The organism is Rhizobium sp. A22-96 (genome assembly GCF_053521805.1).
On record NZ_JBNWDQ010000007.1, the window covers coordinates 206,255 to 225,020 of the forward strand.

At 56.2% G+C, this 18,766-nt stretch carries 22 protein-coding genes and 2 pseudogenes; 12 read left to right on the forward strand and 12 right to left on the reverse strand.

Translation table 11 applies throughout. From position 1 onward, the window contains the following. Positions 1-27: 27 nt before the first annotated feature. From ACQZ6F_RS28105 to ACQZ6F_RS28115, 3 genes are read left to right on the forward strand one after another with little or no spacing between them, the layout of a single operon-like run. Positions 28-1,053: an ABC transporter substrate-binding protein gene (locus ACQZ6F_RS28105; protein ID WP_449095121.1), complete on the forward strand. Its 1,026-nt coding sequence runs from the start codon at positions 28-30 to the stop codon at positions 1,051-1,053. Beyond that, positions 1,050-2,090 carry a FecCD family ABC transporter permease gene (locus ACQZ6F_RS28110; RefSeq protein WP_449095120.1) on the forward strand — a complete coding sequence of 347 codons (1,041 nt, stop codon included), beginning with the start codon at positions 1,050-1,052 and terminating at the stop codon, positions 2,088-2,090. Before ACQZ6F_RS28105 ends, ACQZ6F_RS28110 begins: the two co-directional genes overlap by 4 nt. After that, entirely contained in the window at positions 2,087-2,848 is a 762-nt protein-coding gene (locus ACQZ6F_RS28115; protein WP_449095119.1) for an ABC transporter ATP-binding protein, read from the forward strand. Before ACQZ6F_RS28110 ends, ACQZ6F_RS28115 begins: the two co-directional genes overlap by 4 nt. Positions 2,849-3,751: 903 nt before the next feature. Here the strand turns inward: ACQZ6F_RS28115 and ACQZ6F_RS28120 are convergent. Further along, positions 3,752-5,533: a B12-binding domain-containing radical SAM protein gene (locus ACQZ6F_RS28120; protein WP_449095118.1), complete on the reverse strand. Its 1,782-nt coding sequence runs from the start codon at positions 5,531-5,533 to the stop codon at positions 3,752-3,754. A gap of 394 nt (positions 5,534-5,927) precedes the next feature. On the opposite strand from ACQZ6F_RS28120, the gene ACQZ6F_RS28125 reads away from it, so the two are divergent. The 3 genes from ACQZ6F_RS28125 (at position 5,928) to ACQZ6F_RS28135 (ending at position 8,170) form a co-directional block, all read left to right on the forward strand. Continuing rightward, positions 5,928-6,245: a co-chaperone GroES gene (locus tag ACQZ6F_RS28125; RefSeq protein WP_449095117.1), complete on the forward strand. Its 318-nt coding sequence runs from the start codon at positions 5,928-5,930 to the stop codon at positions 6,243-6,245. 49 nt (positions 6,246-6,294) lie between these two features. Next, on the forward strand, positions 6,295-7,929 hold the full coding sequence (gene groL / locus ACQZ6F_RS28130; RefSeq protein ID WP_449095116.1) for a chaperonin GroEL: 1,635 nt from the start codon (positions 6,295-6,297) through the stop codon (positions 7,927-7,929). A gap of 73 nt (positions 7,930-8,002) precedes the next feature. After that, positions 8,003-8,170 carry a hypothetical protein gene (locus ACQZ6F_RS28135; protein WP_449095115.1) on the forward strand — a complete coding sequence of 56 codons (168 nt, stop codon included), beginning with the start codon at positions 8,003-8,005 and terminating at the stop codon, positions 8,168-8,170. 736 nt (positions 8,171-8,906) lie between these two features. Here the strand turns inward: ACQZ6F_RS28135 and ACQZ6F_RS28140 are convergent. The 8 genes from ACQZ6F_RS28140 to ACQZ6F_RS28175 form a co-directional block, all read right to left on the reverse strand. Then, complete coding sequence (locus ACQZ6F_RS28140) at positions 8,907-9,173, reverse strand: DUF1488 family protein (RefSeq protein ID WP_077472276.1); 267 nt, start codon at positions 9,171-9,173, stop codon at positions 8,907-8,909. Between the two features lie 66 nt (positions 9,174-9,239). Further along, positions 9,240-9,506 (reverse strand): hypothetical protein, encoded by a 267-nt coding sequence (locus ACQZ6F_RS28145; protein WP_077472353.1) that lies wholly within the window; start codon positions 9,504-9,506, stop codon positions 9,240-9,242. Between the two features lie 584 nt (positions 9,507-10,090). After that, on the reverse strand, positions 10,091-10,588 hold the full coding sequence (locus ACQZ6F_RS28150; RefSeq protein WP_449095114.1) for a histidine kinase: 498 nt from the start codon (positions 10,586-10,588) through the stop codon (positions 10,091-10,093). Between the two features lie 527 nt (positions 10,589-11,115). Next, positions 11,116-11,361 carry a hypothetical protein gene (locus ACQZ6F_RS28155; RefSeq protein ID WP_449095113.1) on the reverse strand — a complete coding sequence of 82 codons (246 nt, stop codon included), beginning with the start codon at positions 11,359-11,361 and terminating at the stop codon, positions 11,116-11,118. Positions 11,362-11,631: 270 nt separating this feature from the next. Next, positions 11,632-12,126, reverse strand: a complete 495-nt coding sequence (locus tag ACQZ6F_RS28160) for a pyridoxamine 5'-phosphate oxidase family protein (RefSeq protein WP_449095301.1) — start codon at positions 12,124-12,126, stop codon at positions 11,632-11,634. 260 nt (positions 12,127-12,386) lie between these two features. After that, on the reverse strand, positions 12,387-12,806 hold the full coding sequence (locus ACQZ6F_RS28165; RefSeq protein ID WP_068395035.1) for a DUF1236 domain-containing protein: 420 nt from the start codon (positions 12,804-12,806) through the stop codon (positions 12,387-12,389). Between the two features lie 281 nt (positions 12,807-13,087). Next, on the reverse strand, positions 13,088-13,699 hold the full coding sequence (locus tag ACQZ6F_RS28170) for a general stress protein (protein ID WP_449095112.1): 612 nt from the start codon (positions 13,697-13,699) through the stop codon (positions 13,088-13,090). Between the two features lie 46 nt (positions 13,700-13,745). After that, complete coding sequence (locus ACQZ6F_RS28175; protein ID WP_449095111.1) at positions 13,746-14,063, reverse strand: PepSY domain-containing protein; 318 nt, start codon at positions 14,061-14,063, stop codon at positions 13,746-13,748. A gap of 289 nt (positions 14,064-14,352) precedes the next feature. On the opposite strand from ACQZ6F_RS28175, the pseudogene ACQZ6F_RS28180 reads away from it, so the two are divergent. Beyond that, positions 14,353-14,559: pseudogene (locus ACQZ6F_RS28180) on the forward strand (hypothetical protein); the annotation flags it as partial. A gap of 136 nt (positions 14,560-14,695) precedes the next feature. Here ACQZ6F_RS28180 and ACQZ6F_RS28185 read toward each other — a convergent pair. Both ACQZ6F_RS28185 and ACQZ6F_RS28190 read right to left on the reverse strand, forming a co-directional pair. After that, positions 14,696-14,929, reverse strand: coding sequence for a DUF2171 domain-containing protein (locus tag ACQZ6F_RS28185; protein ID WP_077472282.1), 234 nt, complete (start codon positions 14,927-14,929; stop codon positions 14,696-14,698). A gap of 110 nt (positions 14,930-15,039) precedes the next feature. Further along, entirely contained in the window at positions 15,040-16,233 is a 1,194-nt protein-coding gene (locus tag ACQZ6F_RS28190; protein WP_449095110.1) for an NAD(P)/FAD-dependent oxidoreductase, read from the reverse strand. A gap of 183 nt (positions 16,234-16,416) precedes the next feature. On the opposite strand from ACQZ6F_RS28190, the gene ACQZ6F_RS28195 reads away from it, so the two are divergent. Then, positions 16,417-16,719 (forward strand): hypothetical protein, encoded by a 303-nt coding sequence (locus ACQZ6F_RS28195; RefSeq protein WP_077472284.1) that lies wholly within the window; start codon positions 16,417-16,419, stop codon positions 16,717-16,719. Positions 16,720-16,830: 111 nt separating this feature from the next. After that, a complete protein-coding gene (locus ACQZ6F_RS28200; RefSeq protein ID WP_449095109.1) occupies positions 16,831-17,043 on the forward strand; it encodes a hypothetical protein in 213 nt (70 codons plus the stop codon). A gap of 134 nt (positions 17,044-17,177) precedes the next feature. On the opposite strand, the pseudogene ACQZ6F_RS28205 reads toward ACQZ6F_RS28200, so the two are convergent. Then, a pseudogene (locus ACQZ6F_RS28205) lies at positions 17,178-17,396 on the reverse strand (DUF2934 domain-containing protein); the annotation flags it as partial. A 275-nt stretch (positions 17,397-17,671) separates the two neighbouring features. Here ACQZ6F_RS28205 and ACQZ6F_RS28210 point away from each other — a divergent pair. The 3 genes from ACQZ6F_RS28210 (at position 17,672) to ACQZ6F_RS28220 (ending at position 18,673) form a co-directional block, all read left to right on the forward strand. Next, entirely contained in the window at positions 17,672-17,833 is a 162-nt protein-coding gene (locus ACQZ6F_RS28210) for a DUF1328 domain-containing protein (RefSeq protein ID WP_077472287.1), read from the forward strand. Positions 17,834-17,866: 33 nt separating this feature from the next. Then, entirely contained in the window at positions 17,867-18,124 is a 258-nt protein-coding gene (locus ACQZ6F_RS28215) for a hypothetical protein (protein WP_449095108.1), read from the forward strand. A gap of 111 nt (positions 18,125-18,235) precedes the next feature. Further along, positions 18,236-18,673 (forward strand): PPC domain-containing DNA-binding protein, encoded by a 438-nt coding sequence (locus tag ACQZ6F_RS28220; RefSeq protein WP_449095107.1) that lies wholly within the window; start codon positions 18,236-18,238, stop codon positions 18,671-18,673. The last annotated feature ends 93 nt before the right edge of the window (positions 18,674-18,766 follow it).

Consider the following 18,766-nt stretch of genomic DNA (forward strand, 5'->3'; position numbering starts at 1 on the left):
TGACTGCAAACGATCAGGGTATTTTCCGTGACCATATTGAAATCACTTTTGGCAATCTCAGGGCTTTGCGCCGCCATTGGACTTGCCGCGGCGCAGCCGGCCGCAGCCGCGACGAGTTATCCTTTGACCATCGATAATTGTGGCGCAAAGGTCACGTTCCAGAAAGCGCCGGCACGGGCGATCGGGCTTGGCCAGAACAGCGCGGAAATTCTCCTGCTGCTCGGTCTTGAAGACAAGATGGTCGGCACCGCCTTTTGGCCAAGCAAGGTCCTGCCGCAGCTCGCCGAGGCGAATTCCAAGGTCAAATTGCTGACCGTCGAATTTCCGACCTTCGAATCCATTCTTTCGGAAAATCCCGATTTCGTGGCCGCCGCACTGCCGAGCCTGATGGGTCCTAACAGCAAGGTCGCGAAACGCGAAGACTTCGATAAGGTCGGCATTCCAACCTATCTTTCGCCGAGCACCTGCCTCAGCACGGCCGTGGTCAAGGATCAGTACGGCAGCCGTGGTCAGCTGTGGAATATGGATCTCCTCTACAAGGAGATCGACGAACTCTCCCAGATTTTCGATGTGCCTGACCGGGGCCAAGCGTTGGTCGCCGATTTCAAGGCACGCGAGGCCGCTCTTCGCTCAAGTGTATCAAAAGACGGCAAACAACTCTCCTACGTCTTCTGGTTCTCCAGCCAATCGCCCTCCTCCGACGCCTATCTCGGCGGCAAGAACAGCGCGTCCGGCTTCATCGCCGATCTGCTTGGCGGTCGCAATGCCATCACCGCGGAAGCCGAATGGCCAACGCTTGGTTGGGAGAGCATCATCGCAGCCAATCCGGATGTCATTGTCGTCGCCAGCCTCGATCGCAATCGCTGGGAGCTCGACAAACCCGAAGCTAAGATCAAGTTCCTGACCACTGATCCCGCCGTCAGCCAACTTCCGGCGGTCAAGAACAAGGCCATCGTCATTATGGACGGCCAGGCGATGAACCCGGCGATCCGGACGATCTATGGCGCCGAACAGGTTGCCCAGCAGCTCAAGGCTCTTGGTCTGCTGAAGTGACATGCAAACACCGCAACCTCCGGCAGCTGGCCATCTTCGGCCTGCTGCTTTTGGCCTCCCTTGCAGCGATCAGCTTGATCGTCGGCATCAGCGTTGGCATTGGCGATCTGCCCATCCCGCTTTCGACGACATTCTACGCCATCACCAATCGGGTGGGATGGACGGCCGTCGAGCTCAACCGCATCCACGAGACGGTTATCTGGGACTATCGGCTCAGCCGGGCATTGGTAGCGGCCTTCTGCGGCGCGGGCCTTGCATTGTCCGGGGCGATCATGCAGTCGCTTCTGCAAAACCCGCTGGCGGAACCCTATGTGCTCGGCATTTCGGCAGGCGCCTCGACCGGTGCCGTCGCGGTCGTCATTCTCGGCGCCGGCGCCGGCGCGGTTTCCCTGTCGGCAGGGGCCTTTGCAGGGGCTTTTGTGGCCTTTTTTCTGGTAGCACTCCTGTCCAATGGCACGCGCGGCGGCGCTGATCGAACGATCCTGGCGGGCGTCGCCGCCTCGCAGCTGTTCAACGCCGCAACGTCCTATGTCGTGACGACATCGGGAAGCGCACAGCAGGCGCGCGATGTGATGTTCTGGCTGCTCGGCAGTTTCGGCGGCGTCCGGTGGCCCGAGTTTATGCTGGTATCGATAGTGGTCGGCGGCGGGTTGATTGCCTGCCTGCTCTACGCGCGCGTGCTGGATGCTTTCGCTTTCGGGGACGAGGCCGCCTCGTCTCTTGGCGTCAACGTCGCGAGAGCGCGGATCGGGCTGTTCGCCCTGACTGCGATGATGACAGCGACGGTCGTCAGCATGGTGGGTTCGATCGGCTTCGTTGGTCTTGTCGTACCCCATGCGGCTCGCTTTATCGTCGGGCCGCTCCATGTTCGGCTGCTGCCGGCCTGCGCCGTGGTCGGAGCCATCTTCATGGTGCTGGCGGACATCGCGTCGCGTGCACTTGTCCCCCAGCAAGTCCTTCCGATTGGGGTCGTGACGGCATTGGTGGGCGTCCCCGTCTTCTCCATCATCCTCTACCGGTTTCAGCGCGCGTCATGAGTATCAGGGCCGAGAATATCATCTGGAAAATCGGCACGAAAACCATACTCGATCGTGTCTCCCTCGATATACCTCAGGGCAAAATGCTGGGTCTGCTCGGGCCGAACGGTTCCGGCAAAACATCACTGCTACGTCTGCTGGCCGGGCTGAAGCAGCCGCACGCCGGGCATATCACCCTCGGCCAGACGACGCTCAACACCATGTCTCGCCGCGCGATCGCGCGTCGCGTCGCTTTCGTCGAGCAACACAGCGCGACCAACGCCAATCTCAAGGTGATTGACGTCGTAAAACTCGGCCGCTTTCCACACCGATCGATGTTTTCCGGCTGGACATCAGCGGATGACGAAGCCGTCGAAAGTGCCCTCTCAAGGGCCGCCATGAAGGAGAAGCGTCATGACCGCTGGCAGAGTCTGTCCGGCGGCGAAAAGCAGCGGACACATATCGCCCGAGCTCTCGCCCAGGCTCCAACGGAGCTTATTCTGGACGAGCCGACCAACCACCTCGACATTCAGCACCAGATCAGCCTGCTCCGGCTTGTCTCCGGCCTACCGATCACCAGCGTCATCGCGCTTCACGATCTCAACCACGCCGCCATGTTTTGCGACCAGTTGATTGTCATGCAGCGCGGCGCGGTTGTCATCTCAGGGCCACCGGAAGACGTGGTGACGGAAGATTTATTGAGAGACGTCTTCGCCATCGAGGCGTGGGTGGAGATTTCGCCTCATCATGGACGACCCCATATTCACTACCTTCGATGACAAAGGCGATTGTCGCGCTACACCCTTTCACGCAAGACGCAGCCAGCTCTTCATGCTTCTGCCGACTGCCCCTAATGCTTGGGGGTGAAGTTCGAGGCGACGCGCGGAATCCGCTGGTCTGGCAGGCAGATATGGCGTGGATGTCATGTGCCGGTGCGAACTCTGCAGAATGGCTGAGACGATACCCCCAATCTCGTGTCTGCCCATGTGAAGGATCGTGCACCTGAGGATGCCAATACGGATAAGGACGGATGGGCAGATGTCGGAGCCGGAATCCTGACATGGACATCTCTTTGGCGGCTGGTGCCGGCGAATGGCACCCAAACCCTGGTCGCTGACCGTAACAATCCGCGCTAGCCGTTTGAGTTTGCTCAGGCGAGTGTTGCCTATCGCAACAAGCTCATGCCTCATTCGGCGTAAGGTCAGTTTTTGGACTTAACCATCGGTCGAGCCCATTCCTTAGCGCAGAAACTGCAGAGCTGCTGGCGACGTGAAGAGATCACGGCAATCTCATGTTCAAAATCGCAGCTCTACAGCCTTCTCAGATCTCAATTTCGACAACGGAAGCGAGGCCGGCATATCGACTGCAAGTGGGAAGAGCTCTGACTCATATCCGTGGTCTTGACAGGACTCGAAGCTGCGATCGACCAATTCGAATTCTAGTTTAGATCGCATCCATGCGAAACGTCGCGAGATCCCAGCACCGATAAAGGAATAGGTTGCGGTCCTCGCTAATACGACCTTGGCGAAATGTTTATTCACGTTGAAATCGCCGTGGCGCGCTCAATGTCGTTTATCCAAGGGATTCTTGCAGTTCGCGAACTGCGCTTTTTGCTCGACTTGAGACAGAGCCCCAGCGGACGTATTTCACAGTCGGATCAGAATCTCATTCAACAGCGGCAATCAGGCAGCCGAACTGGCGCGTGTGAGCTTGGCAATCCTCTTCACGTGGTTGACCGCAGCGGTACCGCCATCCGTCTTGGTGAAGAGATCAAGCTTTTCATCGTCATCATTGGCGACAGGCGTCAGGGCCTTGTCCATATAGGTCTTTGAAGACGGGTCTCTTGCGATGAAATAGGCCGATACTGCCAATCTTGCGATGGTGCCCGCCAAGCTCACATGCTTGGCGAAAGTTTGCCAGGCAAAGCGGGGCCAGAAAAGAACGGCATGTTCCCGCCGCATGGCAGGGCGCCGCTCCGAGGGGTGCTTCAGCCGCAACAGACCGCTTTGCAACGGATGAACGTTCTCCAATGGAACGGTTGTGGCAAAGGAGACCAGCACCTTGACGAGGCTCGCCAGCGGCACGCCGGTCGCGATCGCCCGGCGCAGCAGCGTCTTCATGTGCTCCGGCGAATAGTAGAGCGACCACGCTTCGTGATAGATGTCTTCCCATTCCTGCTTGTTCATTTTCGGATGAGCGGTACAAACATGCTCGACATCGTAGATGTTGAGGTCGGGCTCCATTGCGACGCCCGTCTTCCACAGCGTCTGATGATCCTCCGAGCCGGGCAGCGGCGTCAAAATGAAGAACTCGATGACGTCGAGCGGCAGCTCTTCCTGAATGATGGCGATATCGCGCCGGATCGTTTCAGGCGTATCCGCCGGGAAACCTAGAATATAGCCGGCCAGTGTCATGATGCCTTGCGCCTTCCAGGCGAGCAGCATCTTGCGATACTCGGTGATCTTGTTCTGGTTCTTTTTGGCGGCGGCAAGATTGTCCGGATTGACGTTCTCCAGCCCGATGAAAACGCGGGTCACACCGGCACGTTTGGATTTTTCGATGAAGTTCGGGATCTTGTGGCAAAGCGTATCGACCTGGATCATCAGGCCGAGCGGAATACCATCCCTTTCCTTAAGCTCGATCAAGCGATCAAAGATGGCCTCCCAATCCTTGTTGCGGGCGAAATTGTCATCTGTGATGAAGAATTTGTGGATGCCCTGCGCCCAGTTCATCCGCACCAGCTTTTCGACGTCGTCGGCGGAACGGAATCGGGACTTACGCCCCTGGACGTTGATGATGGTGCAGAAGGAGCATTGGTATGGGCAGCCTCTTCCCGCGTCAAAGCTCGTGCTCAGACCAAGGGTGCCGTGGATATTGTCTTTAGGCAGGAAAGGAACGGGCGTTCCGCCGATGCCAGGTAAGTCGTTCATGAAATTGTAGAGAGGTTCCAACCGATTTGACGCAGCATCCTGAAGCAAGCGATCAAGCCGGCCTTCTACTTCGCCGGCAAACATGGAAATGCCCATGTCGCGGCAGGCGTCGAGCCCCACGGCTCGTCCGTCGAGCATCGACAGACAGCCCGAAACATGAAACCCGCCGATGGAAACCTGGATCTTCGCCTCACGGAAAGGCTTGGCTATGTCGAGTGCACGAGGATACTGATTGGATTGGACGCCAACGAGGGCAACCATGCCGAAATTGGCGTTGCGGCGAAATTTGTCGATGAGTGCCGACACATTGACGCGGGTATTGGTTTCATCGATGACCATGATGTCAATGTCGATATCCGGCCCGAGCACCTGGCGCTCGACGCAATCGCTTGCGATGCCATAGATCGCGGCAAGGGAATTCGACGGGATCATGGCCCGCCACCAGCGGATCACATATCCATCGTCGTCATAATGCGACGGCTTGATCAGAACCAGCTGAAAGCGTCGGTCGAAGGCCTGCCTGGGATGGGGCAATGTTTATCGTCCTGTTGAGCGGCAGTTTTTGGCCACAGCCAAGTTCATACACAGATGGCGCCAAAGGAGATGCTGTTCAGCAGGTGGCTTCCGACCTAAACGTTGCGCGACGTTCGAAGCATCCGTGTTCTGGATTTATGAATGCCAATTAAGATGCTATTGTGAATAGGTGGAAAAAAATTCCAGAATCAATAAAATAAAAATATGGATTAACTGCGATAAAACTCTGATTTTACACCCAGATTAAATCAAGATTTCCAAATTATTTCTGAACTTATATTTTTCAATGATCCTTATGAACGGTAATAATTCTTAGCACTCCTATCAACCGAGTGCCATAAGTGCTATATGAGAATACCAGCCGCCCTATGCACCGGCTGCAGAAAGAACCCCTATGAAATTCCGTCCACTCCACGATCGCGTCGTTATCCGACGCGCCGAAGGTGATTTCAAATCCAAGGGCGGGATCATTATTCCAGACATCGCCAAGGAAAAGCCGCAGGAAGGCGAAGTGATTGCCGTTGGTCCTGGCATACGCAACGAAGCCGGCGTGTTGATCCCACCTGACGTCAAGACCGGCGACACGATCCTGTTCGGAAAATGGTCCGGAACCGAGATCAAGATCGATGGCGAGGAACTCCTCGTCATGAAGGAAGCCGACATTATGGGCATCGTCGGAAAGACCGACGCAGACGCCCAAAAGGTCGCCTGACGGCCCGATTTCCAATTCTCCAATCCTATGACCGAACTGGACGAATATCATGTCTGCCAAAGAAATCAGATTCTCCGCCGATGCGCGCGATCGCATGCTACGCGGCGTCGAGCTGCTCAACAACGCCGTCAAAGTCACGCTCGGTCCCAAGGGCCGCAACGTCGTGATTGCCAGTGCCTATGGCGCGCCGCGTATCACCAAGGATGGCGTCACCGTCGCGAGGGAAATTGAGCTAGCCGACAAGTTCGAGAATATGGGCGCACAGATGGTGCGTGAAGTCGCTTCCAAGACCAATGACCTTGCCGGTGACGGTACAACGACCGCAACGGTACTTGCTGCTTCCATCCTGCGTGAGGGTGTGAAACTTGTCGCCGTCGGCATGAACCCCATGGATCTCAAGCGTGGCATCGATCTTGCCGTAGCCGCCGTGGTCAAGGAAATCAAGGCGCGTGCCAAAAAGGTGCAATCCTCCAGTGAGGTCGCGCAGGTCGGCACGATTGCTGCCAATAGCGACGCGAGCATTGGCGAGATAATCGCCAGGGCGATGGACAAAGTCGGCAACGAGGGCGTCATTACGGTCGAGGAGGCGAGGGCCGCGGACACCGAACTCGACGTCGTCGAGGGCATGCAGTTCGATCGCGGCTATCTGTCGCCGTACTTCGTCACCAATGCCGAGAAGATGTGTGTGGAGCTCGAGGAGCCCTACATCCTCCTGCACGAGAAGAAGCTTGGCAATCTGCAGGCGATGCTGCCGATCCTTGAGGCCGTGGTGCAAAGCGGTCAGCCGTTGCTGATCATCTCGGAAGACGTGGAAGGCGAAGCGCTTGCGACCTTGGTCGTCAACAAGCTGCGTGGTGGCCTGAAAGTTGCGGCAGTCAAGGCTCCCGGATTTGGCGACCGCCGCAAGGCGATGCTGGAGGATATTGCCGTTTTGACTGCCGGTCAGGTGATCTCAGAAGATCTCGGCATCAAGCTCGAAAATGTCACCACCGAGATGCTGGGACGTGCAAAGCGCGTCTTGATCGACAAGGACACGACCACCATTATCGACGGCTTGGGCGAGAAGGTGACGATCCAGGCGCGTATCCAACAGATCAAAATGCAGATCGAAGATACGACCAGCGATTACGACAAGGAAAAGTTGCAGGAGCGCTTGGCCAAGCTTGCAGGCGGCGTCGCCGTGATCCGTGTCGGCGGTGTGACCGAGATCGAGGTCAAGGAAAAGAAGGATCGTATCGATGATGCTTTGAATGCCACCCGTGCGGCGGTCGAGGAAGGCATCGTGCCCGGCGGCGGCGTGGCGCTGTTGCGCGCGCGGTCGGTGCTGACAGGACTGACTGGCGAAAATGCAGACATAACAGCCGGCATCTCGATCGTGCTGCGGGCGCTTGAAGCGCCCATCCGCCAGATTGCCGACAATGCAGGTGTCGAAGGCTCGCTCGTCATAGGCAGGCTCGCCGATAGCGCGGACTACAATCAAGGCTTCGATGCGCAGACGGAAACCTATGTCGATATGGTCGTGGCTGGCATCGTCGACCCCGCTAAAGTTGTCCGTACCGCCCTGCAGGATGCTGGCTCGATCGCAGCACTTCTCATCACAGCTGAAGCAATGATCACCGATATCCCGACAAGGGATTTCGCTACAGCGAGCGGAAATGGTGACATGAGCGGCATGGGATATTGAAACCAACACCCGTCCCATAGAGCCAATGTGGCTAGCGACGGAACCTCAACAACCATAGAGAGAGAGAATCACGATGATCCGCTTCGAAAAGAAACCCGATCCGCAACCGTTGCCGAAGGACGCCGAGGACAAGCGCTCTGCGCAAATCCAGGCGCCTGCGGCGGAAGTGAAAAAACCCAGGGCAAAAGCTGCCGATGGTCATTCGCCGGTGGTGGCGGAAGACGAAGATCGCCTCATTTGAAAGCATGATGGGCTGTGTGCTCAATATCCTCGGATATAAATATAGGTCTCGCCGAGTGGCGGGACCATTATAAATGAACGGTAGATTTGCGATCTCGACACGTGCAGCGACGGCACGCACTTTATTTAACAGTCAGAGCGCTAGAGGAAGGCGTAGGGTTGCGCGTTTGCGAGACAAATCATCCCGGTGCGCATTGAGATTTTGTCGATCAAGATAGCCGTGATCCCACGCACGAGCTTCTCTGCTTTGGGGTGGATATGGGGTGGCTACAGCGCCCTGCCCGGCATTTCCACAGGCCTTGGCTCCGGCCCTTCAGCTTTCCACGTTTGCCGTTTTCTTTTTCACTATCAGTTCCCGTCGTTATACGACGGCTTGATAAGGGCCGTTGTGAAGCATTTGTGAGAATGTTCGTATTCTGTTGCAATTGGGCCCAGAAGCAGCGTGGAGGGCCTGCAGAGGCGACTATTTCGCGATTTCGGTTGCAGCGGGAGTTGTTGACGCGGGCGGCTTGTGAGAACCGCTTAATCCATAGAGAATAGATAGGGCCAATCCGACAATCATGGCTGTAGCCATCACTCTTTTGCCAAAGCGCGATTCCATCCTGGTTCTCCTGCAAAAATGTATGGACCGTTTCTAACCCTGCAGCCGCGTGCTTCGAGATACTGGATACGTCGATGGTCTGGTCCAAAGTGATCTCGATAAGAATCCTTCGGAATCGCAGCCCAAGAACGATACGCTAGTGAAAATCTGCCAATTTCAGGACAATCGAATTCTTCCGTTTTGAGGCATAAACCCGTTTCGCCACGTCCAAAACTCTGCTTCGCAAATTGTCGAATGCATTGAGATAATCGCGTTCCGACTCCCCGGCAGAAAGAAGCCCATTCGTCAGGACATCGATTTCCACGAAGAATCGGACTTCGAACATGCCGTCATGCCCGAGGAAGCGGATATGTTTGGCCTTAGCGTCATAGCTTCTGGCCCTGTTCGGAAATGCGATCGTCATGTCACGAGCTTTTCATAGTTGGGGTCCTGGCTCGACTTACCAATTGCGGGTAGCCCCCGAACAGGCTTAATCACCAGCTCTTGCGTCTTTAGCCAGGGCGGTTTCGATTTCTTGCGAAGAGACGCGCAGGCGTTGCCTGGTTCCGATAGATGTTTCTATCGACGGTATCTCAAGCTGCGTCGACGTTCTTCTAAATGCCGAGAACGACAGGCCTTCGATTTCCTCCTCATCGACAATCAGCCGATAGGTTCCCGCTTCAAGCGGTACAATCAACGAGCTCAACACAAACGGATGGGCAAAGGTGATTTCTGTTTCTGTGGTGCGTTCCATGATGGATGACCTCGAATATGATAAGAAATTCTCTTTGGTACGACTTGCCGCTGTCACGAGAGTCAGAGGGCCTACGAAGGCTGGGCTTGAACCGCCAAGCGCTACGAAAGAATACCCTTAAAGGTAACGTATACTAGAAAGGCGAGGCCTATCAGCGGGGTGGATTTTATGAACAATTCCATAAACCGGAACCGGCGAGCGGATTGCCACAAACTTTGCCGGATATATACGCCGTGAATGGAAGACATGCTGTCCTCCTTCTTTGGGGCTGAGGCACATTGTGCACCCACACTCGGCGACGCCCGTTTCAGATGTCTCCGGTACCGTCCATATGGTGCCTGCCCACCTGAGATTCAATGCACAATCGCTTCTTGAGAAGTCTTTGCCGCGGACGTCACAAAATTCCTTCGAAGGGCTGGTTTGCTGAATTTCATGCGAAACTTATCCCGCGCTCGATGCGATGCCGAGGTAGTTTCCCAAGGCCTACGATTTCGCTGTCCGACAGCAATAACTCGAAGACGAGCCTGCGGCCGATCCGGGCCTCCAGCCAACGGCGGTGACGACCGGACCGACAGCTTTCTCACCGATCATTCAACCGGCTTGATCGATGCGATGATAGCCTGAACTTCGGCGGCATGCTTGTCTTCCTCTCCCTTGGTTCCCCAATAGGTTACGACGAGGGCGTTGTCACCGGATGTTTGCACGAAGAGCAAACCAACGCTGACCGGGCCGTCTTCATCGCTGCCGTCCCACTCGAGGGTCGTCATCTGCATCCCGTTGACGTCGGTGACAGGCGTCTCCTTTCGGGTCGAGGGATCAACCGTGATTTTGTTCTTCGCGAGGAAATCGATGGCGTCGGTGACGACCTTGTCCATTGACTTGCTGCTGGCAACGTCAGCGGAAAGATAGATGGCAGAATCCGCCGATGTTCCTTGGACGCCGCTGTCTGTTTCCTCCGGCTTCCAGCTATCCGGAATGGTAATACTGGCAACGGGTTTTTCGCTGGGGAACTTGAGGGTCGCAGCGTGTACGGCCAAGGGAGATGCAAAGACAAGCAAGGCCAAAGCGATAATTTTTTTCTTCATGACAGAATCCTCAAAGGTTGGAAGCAATGTGGCGGCATGGCAACCAAGCTTCTAAAAGTAATATATTAAAATCATGCCCTTTGATCCGTAAATGACCAATGCAGTAAGCCTGAGCCCATCAGAAATCCGCCAAGAGCTGGAGCTCGCACGGAACGAGACCTTGAGATCATCCGACGCGCAGTAGGAAGGCGGACGCGAAGATGAAGTCCTGACTTCCACCGCAGATCGTAAACTATTGGGCCAATGGCGGAAGCACCGACCCTTCGCGTGCTGCCCTCATCGATTTGGCAACGCTGAGGGCTTCAATGTGAGGCGCCCGCGTTATCGTTGAAAGGAGGGCCGCGGGCTCGCCAGGCATCTCGAAGGCCGCTGCGATCTCCTCGCTGCACAATTCGACGAATTAGCCCAGCGGTTTGCGCTGCGGGGAACTATTCAAAGCTGCGCCCGTTAAAGCTGCGCGAGTCATTGATCTCTCCCGGTCTGCTCGCTCCCACAACTTTGGCCCGGCATCAGACCGGGCCATTTTTTTAGGAAGAACTTCGTTCGGTCCGTTCCGGCTTACCCATGGCGGTGGCGACCATCGCCTGATAGTCGCGCGCCTTCTGTTCCGTGCCCGCAGGAAATGAGCATGCGGGAAGACCGGCATTGGTAATCGGCTCGACGATATTGGCACCGTACTCGGGCCATTGCACCACGAGGTCAGGATTGGTGGCAGCCAGTTCCTCGACATTCGGAATGAAGTTCGGTGCGGTGATGCCGGAGGGGATATTCACGGCCTCCGTCTTGAAGGCCGATTTGAGAATGAATGTGAACCATGAGCCGAGGCGAGCTGTTAAGTTTCATGAGATTATGCATTGATTACAATCTCACGAGCACCTCAGAGATAAGGTGTTCTCGAAGGGATCAGAGCAAATCATCTGCTACTGGGAATTCCCGCTGTAAAGAATTCGATGGGCAAGCCGAAAGCTGGCACGGCTGGCACGATTGGTTCGGGGCCTTAGCGATGGATGACCGATCTGGCCTTAATCAGCCTGCGAGATTGTCTACATCTCAATCTTGGCGTTGGTGCCCATGTCCGGGCGCGAGTGGCTGACAGCCGCCGCGGCCATTTTTATATAGCTGATCACTGTGCCAGGACTATCCCAGTATTCCGCGAAGGAAGGGGTCACTCTGAGGACTCGGATGGACGGGTCGTCGGCATTGTTCCACCACGCTTTGGCAGGTGTGGCCCATAGTTCCTTAACCCTCTCCCGATCGTTCAAGACTTCAGCGGCACCAGAAATCGAGACGTATTTTTGACCCTTCGAATCGGCAAAGGCAAGGCAGACGCTCGGAGCGCGAGCTATCTCGTCGTCTTTATGACTGGCGGCATCTGTCAGGAAGTATATTGCGTTCTCAATACGCTCTGCGTGCGCCGCCATCGGCCGTGCCCGCAGATCGCCGTTAGTCTTCGTCGTGAGCATGCAAAATCCGATCTTGTCGACCAGATCCCATACTCTGCCAGTATCGTCACTTTTGTCTGCCATCATCATCTCCATCATTGAGCGAGCGAAACCGGTCGGCAGCGACAATGTTCCAATCAAAAGACGGTCGTGGCTCAGCCGGCGATCTCACATCAGCGATTTCAAAAGCGGAGGTAGGACGGGCTCGACGCGTCCGCCGACGGCCAGTCGGCGGCATAAGTGTTACCGCGGTGGCGGCGTGGCCGAAACAGCGGCTTCCGACGCGATCGATCAGTCGGTCACGCGTAGACATAACTATCATGTCTTCCACTATTCAGGGGCATGCAGTCGTGTTCTCACTGAACTACCTCGACGATTGTCCGTGTGTGCGGATCAACGAGAACGATGTGGTTGTTCAGAACGGTATAACGATATTTCGTCACCCCGTATTCTGGTGGGACGTCATAGTATTCCACGCCGTCCTCTGGAAGCACGGCGCCGACGGCAACGCTATCCTGATATACAATCGACGGTCGGTTCTCGCGGACGACATAGTCGTGAAAACGGGGGCGTTGATCGATTCCCAGCAGCCCATTCACGCCGCCGGTTACTGCGCCTACCGCGCCGCCAACCACGGCACCGACCGGCCCGGCCTGACGATTGCCTTGGTCTGCACCATTTTGTGCTCCTCCCACCACGCCCTGAGCGTGAGCGGCCAGCGGTACCAGCGCACCGATTGCAAGAGCACCGAACAATATGCTGATTTTACTTGTCATTGTTTCGTCTCCTTGACGAACTTGTGAAAGTCCAGCGACGTTGGACCATGATTACCGAACGCGATCGTTCCGCGATTGTTCCGTTGGGCAGGCAATGGGACGTTGACATCTCCAGCTTCCAAAAACGCCGACATGCGGAGAGTTCGGAGCAGAGACCACTTTTGCCACCAGAAAGGCCGAAATGCCGAATTGAGCTGATTGCGAAAATTTCCGCTTCATGCGACCCCGATATGCGGTGACGAGCGAAAGGGGCAGTCCTCGCCGCTCATCACCGAAGTCACTTAAGCGCGGGGATCTATCCGATCGCGCCCACGCTCTGCGGCAATCTGATCGGACGTGTATGGATCGGCCGCATCATCGAAGCGCAACCATCCATCGGCGCTATACTTGGCCCGAAGGTCATCAAGATCGAGCGCTCGTGCGTCGTTAAGGATCGCCTGTGATGCCGCAACCTGGTCATCAGCCACTTTTGCAATGACGACGGAGCCACCGCGACGCAAAGCTTCGGCATATAAGTGGGCATCCTTTTCGGGAACGCCCGATGAGATCATTGCGCCGACGATCCCGCCTGCAGCGCCACCGACCACGGCGCCCGCAACGGCGCCGGCCGCTGTCGCGACGAGCCAACCGGCCGCAACCACGGGGCCAACGCCAGGGATGGCTAGCATGCCAAGCCCTGCCAGCAAGCCACCAGCGCCACCGGCGACAACACCAATTCCAGCGCCTGTTCCGGCACCTTCGGCGGCATTGTTGCCCTGCCCTTCGACCTTTTCCTTACCGTCCTTGCGCGAGACAATACTGATCTGATCGGAAGGCACACCTGCATCTTCCAAGGCCTTCACGGCGGTTTGCGCGTCGTCGTAATTGTCATAAAGTCCACTAACGATGGTCATCGGCATTTCCTCTTCATTTTTATTGTGGTTCGATCGCTGAAAGCGATCACTTTGCCATCACGACATTGCCTTGGAAGTCGACAGAGACGCTTCCCTGCTTTCCATCCTTGCTGGCCATCGCCCGCCATACGCCCTGGTCATCGAGTTTGAGACCCGACACGTCGGTGTAGCCTGCGTTTTCGATCCGCGATTTTGCTTGGGCCTCGGTAAAACTGTTCTTGCCGGCGACCGGTGCGCCGGGATTGGTTTCGCCGGAGGTGGACATTGCAGGAGTCGTCTGCGATGTCTTGGGCGTCTCGCTCTGGGCGAACGCGACCGGGGCCGCCAGACATATGGCAGCAAGGCTAAAAGCCAACTTTTTCATGGAGTTCCTCCGAATTTTGCATCCAGTTTCGGATACTTGGAGGAAACACGTCAGACCCTAGATTGTTCCGTCGACTGCAAACGGCTTTATGTCCGTCAACGAAGGCCACACGAACCCAAGCGTCCCTTCCGACAAATGGTCGGCGCTACCGACGAGGACGCTGAACATCTCGCCAAAGCGATGCAAAGCAAATTTGGCTCTGCCGAACGTTGTCGAGATTGCCGATGGACCGGCCAAGACGGAACTTCCTGGAGCCAGGCGGATTACCCTGGACACCGGAGGAACATCAATGCCCAATCGCAAGTCGCCAGCAGTCGAATCCATGAGACAGGAACAGGCCGAGCAGCGCAGAAAGACCGCCAAGGGCTCACTCGAGAAAGGCCTGGAAGACACCTTTCCAGCATCGGACCCTGTATCGACCACTTCCCCAGGAATCCCATCGGGACGCGCCGATGCGGATGAAGCCGATCGCGTAAAGAAGAATTTGGATCCCTCCGCGAAGCGATAGTGGTTGAGGATATCAAACCTACGCAAGAGCAGAGTACGCTATCGTATCGATATAGTTCGAATACCGCGCGATGATGCCAGCGAACGGGGCCACGGATCAATGACCATGGCCCCCTCAGGATCTGTCAGTTGATCGAAGACCACTGGCTACGGACATCGTCCGAATTTTTCGTCAGATGCACATGGGCGTCGACGTGGTCGACCCAGTCGATCGGGATCAGATGGTGCCGACCATCATCGGAACCGCTTTTGGTGAGCTTGATACGGCTTTCTCCGTCCATGTGGTCGACGGTCCCGACATGGATGCCGTCTGCGGCGATTACTTCCATATGTTCGGCAATCTTGTCTGCGGAAATCATTTTAGCCTCCTCTTGTGTTGGCCTTACCCGAACGCCCGCAACAGCCTATAGTTCCCAACATTGGCGGGCGTCTCATCCGCACAATGACGGCCGCTGAACTCCTGATCGCCTCAGGAAATCGGAAACAGGTCCCAATCGGCATCATGATGCCCAAGGATCTCGCCCGCGATCAGCTCGGCTGCGATCTGACTGAATGTGATGCCATTTCCCCCGAAACCCATCGTCACGAACACGTTCTTCATGTGAGGGACACGGCCAATCATAGGCAGGCCATCAGGTGTGACGGCAAAGGCCGCCGACCATTCGAACTCCGGCTTCCCGATCGCTATGCCTGTGAGGTCCGCTAGCTTTTCGACCAGCGCCTTCGTCTTGCGCGCGCGCTTCGCCTCGTCCTTATAGGCGTCTTCACCGTTTTCGTCTTCTCCCCCAAGAATGATCCTGCCGTCAGGTGTGGATCGAAAATAGAGATACGGATCGGATCCTTCCCAGACGAGATACTGATCCAGCCAATCTGGCCGTTTGAGCTTGGGGCGGCTGGCGAGAGCCCAGGTGGAAATCACCTTCTGGCTTTTGTTCGCAAGCGATTCCAAGAATTCATAACCCGTGCAGAACACGACATGTCGCGCCGACAGCAGGACTCCTTCCGACGTCGAGAGCACGACGTCCTCGTCAAACGCCCTGACATCCTTGATGTCGACACCGGAAACGATCTCCGTGCCATGCATCCCGACCCGCCGAAGAACTCCCGCTGTCAGTTGTGCGGGATTCGCAGAGGCGGAGATCGTGCTGTCGATCGCCGCTGTGCGAACGATCTGGAACTGTTCTCGTAGCATTGATGCACCTAGCAGGTCTGCACCGATGCCCGCTTCGTTCCTTGCCTCCCATTCTGCTTTCAATGCGCGGGAGCCGTACTCCTCACCGGCCAAGAACAGGGTCCTCTTTCTCTGGAACGAGCATTTGACATTAAGATCGTGTACAATTCTAGCGAGTTGCTCCACCGCACTGGCCGAACGCTGCCACACGCGCTGAGCTTCCCTGACCCCCATCTTTTTCTGAAGCACATGCAGAGGAACATCGATTTCATGCTGGATCATCGCCGTGCTTGCCAGGCTGCTTCCCTGCACGGGTGACCGCCGATCGACCACGAGGACGCGCAGGCTTTTTCCGCTCAGTGCATGCGCCATAAGGGCACCGCTTATGCCGGCACCGACAATGATCACGTCATAGGCGCTGTGAGCAATGGTTCGGCCCGTCTTGATCGATCCGCCGCGGATGGCAGCCCAGAGTGGCTGGTCGCGGCGCAAGGCATGTCGTTGCGTCAATGGCGCGGAATTGTCCAAGGCAAGACCTGTTAGTGGAAGACATATCAAACTACTGCCGTTAACGGCGCAGGGTTGCGGAGGTTCCCGAGAAATAAATTCCGAATATTTCGAAACAACTTCATGGCCGGCGAGTTTGAACATGACAACAGAAGAGAGGAAAATCCTATGTTGACGAAGATGATCGCCGTGTGTGCCCTTTCGATCGGCATGGCTACTGCCGCCATGGCGCAGCAGTCCGGCTCCAGCGGCTCGGGCAGTGGCAATGGCGCAGGTACAGGGTCGCAGAGCAGCGGCACGTCCAACGGAAACGGAAGTACAAACGGCAGCGATACGTCCGGCAGCCACGCCAATTCCAACGGTCAATCCCAGGACTGCAACGCTATGAAGACCGGTAAAAACACCACGCAGAGCAATAGCGCGCAGGACAGTCAAACGAACGACAAGACCTCGACTACAAAATGCCAGTGACGAAACCTATGGGAGGGTCCACACAACCCTCCCGATCGTCGTTGCAAGCCATTTCATGTCAGCAAACAGACAATGGATTGCAGACGCTATCGATCCTTTTCGAGGAATAGAATGATGAACAACAGCGCTCAGGACCTTGCAAACGAATACCTGCGACTGGGTGGACGCCGACTCCTGATGATGGATGATAATATTCTGTCGACCAAGAGCTGGGAGCCCGATCCGGTGGAAGCCGAAACCTTCTGGAAACAGGAAATAGAGGGGCTTGCTCCCAGACGCCGCAATGAAGTCATGTCTTTTTTGCCCTCAATCAATTTCACCTAGAGCGGCGGCGGCTAGGATTCAGAGCTATCATCTTTGACGATGCCGACCGGCGCCATTCTCCTGAGTTGAGCATTCAGGATTTCGTATAATGATCAGCGTTCGGCGATGTTACCGTTCTTCCGTTTAGGCGGCGACCGGCCAAAATCTCCGCTTTCGCCAGCGGCATGAAGCATGGCTTCGTCATCACGGTCGTCCTCATCAATCAGATCCGTAAGTGTCTCGTGCTCATTGTCTTCCTCCAGTTCATCGGCGGCTTGCAGCCAATGCCGCATTGCCGCTCCCTCCGGGCGGCCTTCCTCCTCCCATAGCTCGTAAGCGCGGCGGCGGATCTGCTCGTGTTTGTCAGTGGCCATCGTTCCTCCTCACCCAAGCGGGTTATCTGCCAATCCATTCTGACTTGGTAGTAACTCGGCCTTCTGGCCTTTGTTCCGACTATCATCGCCAATAACGAAGACTTCAAATCCAACGTCGGCGGCGGTCGCCAGCGGGCCTGTTCGAACGGGTCGCCAAGCATGAGTACACGCCTCAATATCCTTGTGATTCAATCAATTAATAGACCTCCTGTTCATTGCGAGGAACCAAGCGTGGTTTGCGTCGTTGTCCCATCGTAACAACTGTGGAGGCAAAGATGCTCTATTACGCGCTGGTATTTCTAGTCGTGGCTCTTATAGCAGGCGCGCTCGGGTTCGGTGGCATTGCGGGTGCATCGGCGTCTATCGCTCAAATCCTTTTCTTCATCTTTCTCCTATTGTTCGTCGTATCGCTCGTCATGCGCCTGGCAAGACGGTAAGCGCCAGAAGGCGCCATAATGGAGGATAAGGGGATGACTGTTACCTACCATGTTGGAAAGCACGATGGCGGATATGGCTACCGCCTTGGAGACGTTTGGTCTGAGACCTTCCCGGACCACGACACCGCGCTTGCCGCGGCCAAGGCGGCGGCCGAACGCCAGCATCTCGAAGGTCGCGACGCCGAGATTGCCTATCAGCTTCCCGATGGCGGCTGGCATACGGAACACGCCGATGGCGGAGACCGCCCCGATACCAACGTTATCGATGACGAAGACGGACGAGCCTCATGAGCAGATTGGCGGCATCATGCCCCCTGCAGGCGCGAATTGCGGACCGAAACCAGTCCAAGCGGATTTGCCGATTGCCCAATCCCATGACGCCAATATGGCAAGGAATTCCTCATGAACTTCAAAAAAATCAGCGAGGTAGACGGCCCAAAGACCTACGTCGTCGTACTCGACGCCAAAGAAGAAGCCTACTCCGCGCTCGCAACATTTGCGACGGAACAAGGATTGACGGCAGCTTCGATCAGCGCCATCGGTGCTTTCGAAAAGGCAACTGTAGGCTGGTTTGATTTTGCCGATCGCAGTTACCGCAAGATTCCCGTTACCGAGCAATGCGAGGTGCTGAGCCTCATCGGCGACATTGCTACGGGTGATGACGGCAAGGCGAGCCTGCATCTCCATGCTGTCCTTGGCCTGAAGGATGGCTCGACCCGCGGAGGCCATTTTCTCGACGGAACCGTTCACCCGACATTGGAGGCAACGATTGTCGAAGCGCCAGGCCATCTTCGACGCCGCCATCAAAAGGATCTCGGGATTGCCCTGATCGATATCTGATTTCCTTTCGCGCCGGTGCCGCCAAGCCAGGCGCCCTCTGCCGCCCGAGGAACAATGCTCGGCGTATCTCGTTTGATTCGGAGTGTCGATCTG

Excerpts from the sequence above, each read along its gene's own strand:
- ACQZ6F_RS28200 (WP_449095109.1), top strand. The coding sequence starts at position 16,831 with ATGATGAACAACAGCGCTCAGGACCTTGCAAACGAATACCTGCGACTG.
- ACQZ6F_RS28165 (WP_068395035.1), bottom strand. The coding sequence starts at position 12,806 with ATGACAAGTAAAATCAGCATATTGTTCGGTGCTCTTGCAATCGGTGCG.
- ACQZ6F_RS28125 (WP_449095117.1), top strand. The coding sequence starts at position 5,928 with ATGAAATTCCGTCCACTCCACGATCGCGTCGTTATCCGACGCGCCGAA.
- ACQZ6F_RS28175 (WP_449095111.1), bottom strand. The coding sequence starts at position 14,063 with ATGAAAAAGTTGGCTTTTAGCCTTGCTGCCATATGTCTGGCGGCCCCG.
- ACQZ6F_RS28135 (WP_449095115.1), top strand. The coding sequence starts at position 8,003 with ATGATCCGCTTCGAAAAGAAACCCGATCCGCAACCGTTGCCGAAGGAC.
- ACQZ6F_RS28185 (WP_077472282.1), bottom strand. The coding sequence starts at position 14,929 with ATGATTTCCGCAGACAAGATTGCCGAACATATGGAAGTAATCGCCGCA.
- ACQZ6F_RS28210 (WP_077472287.1), top strand. The coding sequence starts at position 17,672 with ATGCTCTATTACGCGCTGGTATTTCTAGTCGTGGCTCTTATAGCAGGC.
- ACQZ6F_RS28150 (WP_449095114.1), bottom strand. The coding sequence starts at position 10,588 with ATGAAGAAAAAAATTATCGCTTTGGCCTTGCTTGTCTTTGCATCTCCC.
- ACQZ6F_RS28160 (WP_449095301.1), bottom strand. The coding sequence starts at position 12,126 with ATGGAGATGATGATGGCAGACAAAAGTGACGATACTGGCAGAGTATGG.
- ACQZ6F_RS28115 (WP_449095119.1), top strand. The coding sequence starts at position 2,087 with ATGAGTATCAGGGCCGAGAATATCATCTGGAAAATCGGCACGAAAACC.
- ACQZ6F_RS28220 (WP_449095107.1), top strand. The coding sequence starts at position 18,236 with ATGAACTTCAAAAAAATCAGCGAGGTAGACGGCCCAAAGACCTACGTC.
- ACQZ6F_RS28195 (WP_077472284.1), top strand. The coding sequence starts at position 16,417 with ATGTTGACGAAGATGATCGCCGTGTGTGCCCTTTCGATCGGCATGGCT.
- groL (WP_449095116.1), top strand. The coding sequence starts at position 6,295 with ATGTCTGCCAAAGAAATCAGATTCTCCGCCGATGCGCGCGATCGCATG.
- ACQZ6F_RS28140 (WP_077472276.1), bottom strand. The coding sequence starts at position 9,173 with ATGACGATCGCATTTCCGAACAGGGCCAGAAGCTATGACGCTAAGGCC.
- ACQZ6F_RS28215 (WP_449095108.1), top strand. The coding sequence starts at position 17,867 with ATGACTGTTACCTACCATGTTGGAAAGCACGATGGCGGATATGGCTAC.
- ACQZ6F_RS28170 (WP_449095112.1), bottom strand. The coding sequence starts at position 13,699 with ATGACCATCGTTAGTGGACTTTATGACAATTACGACGACGCGCAAACC.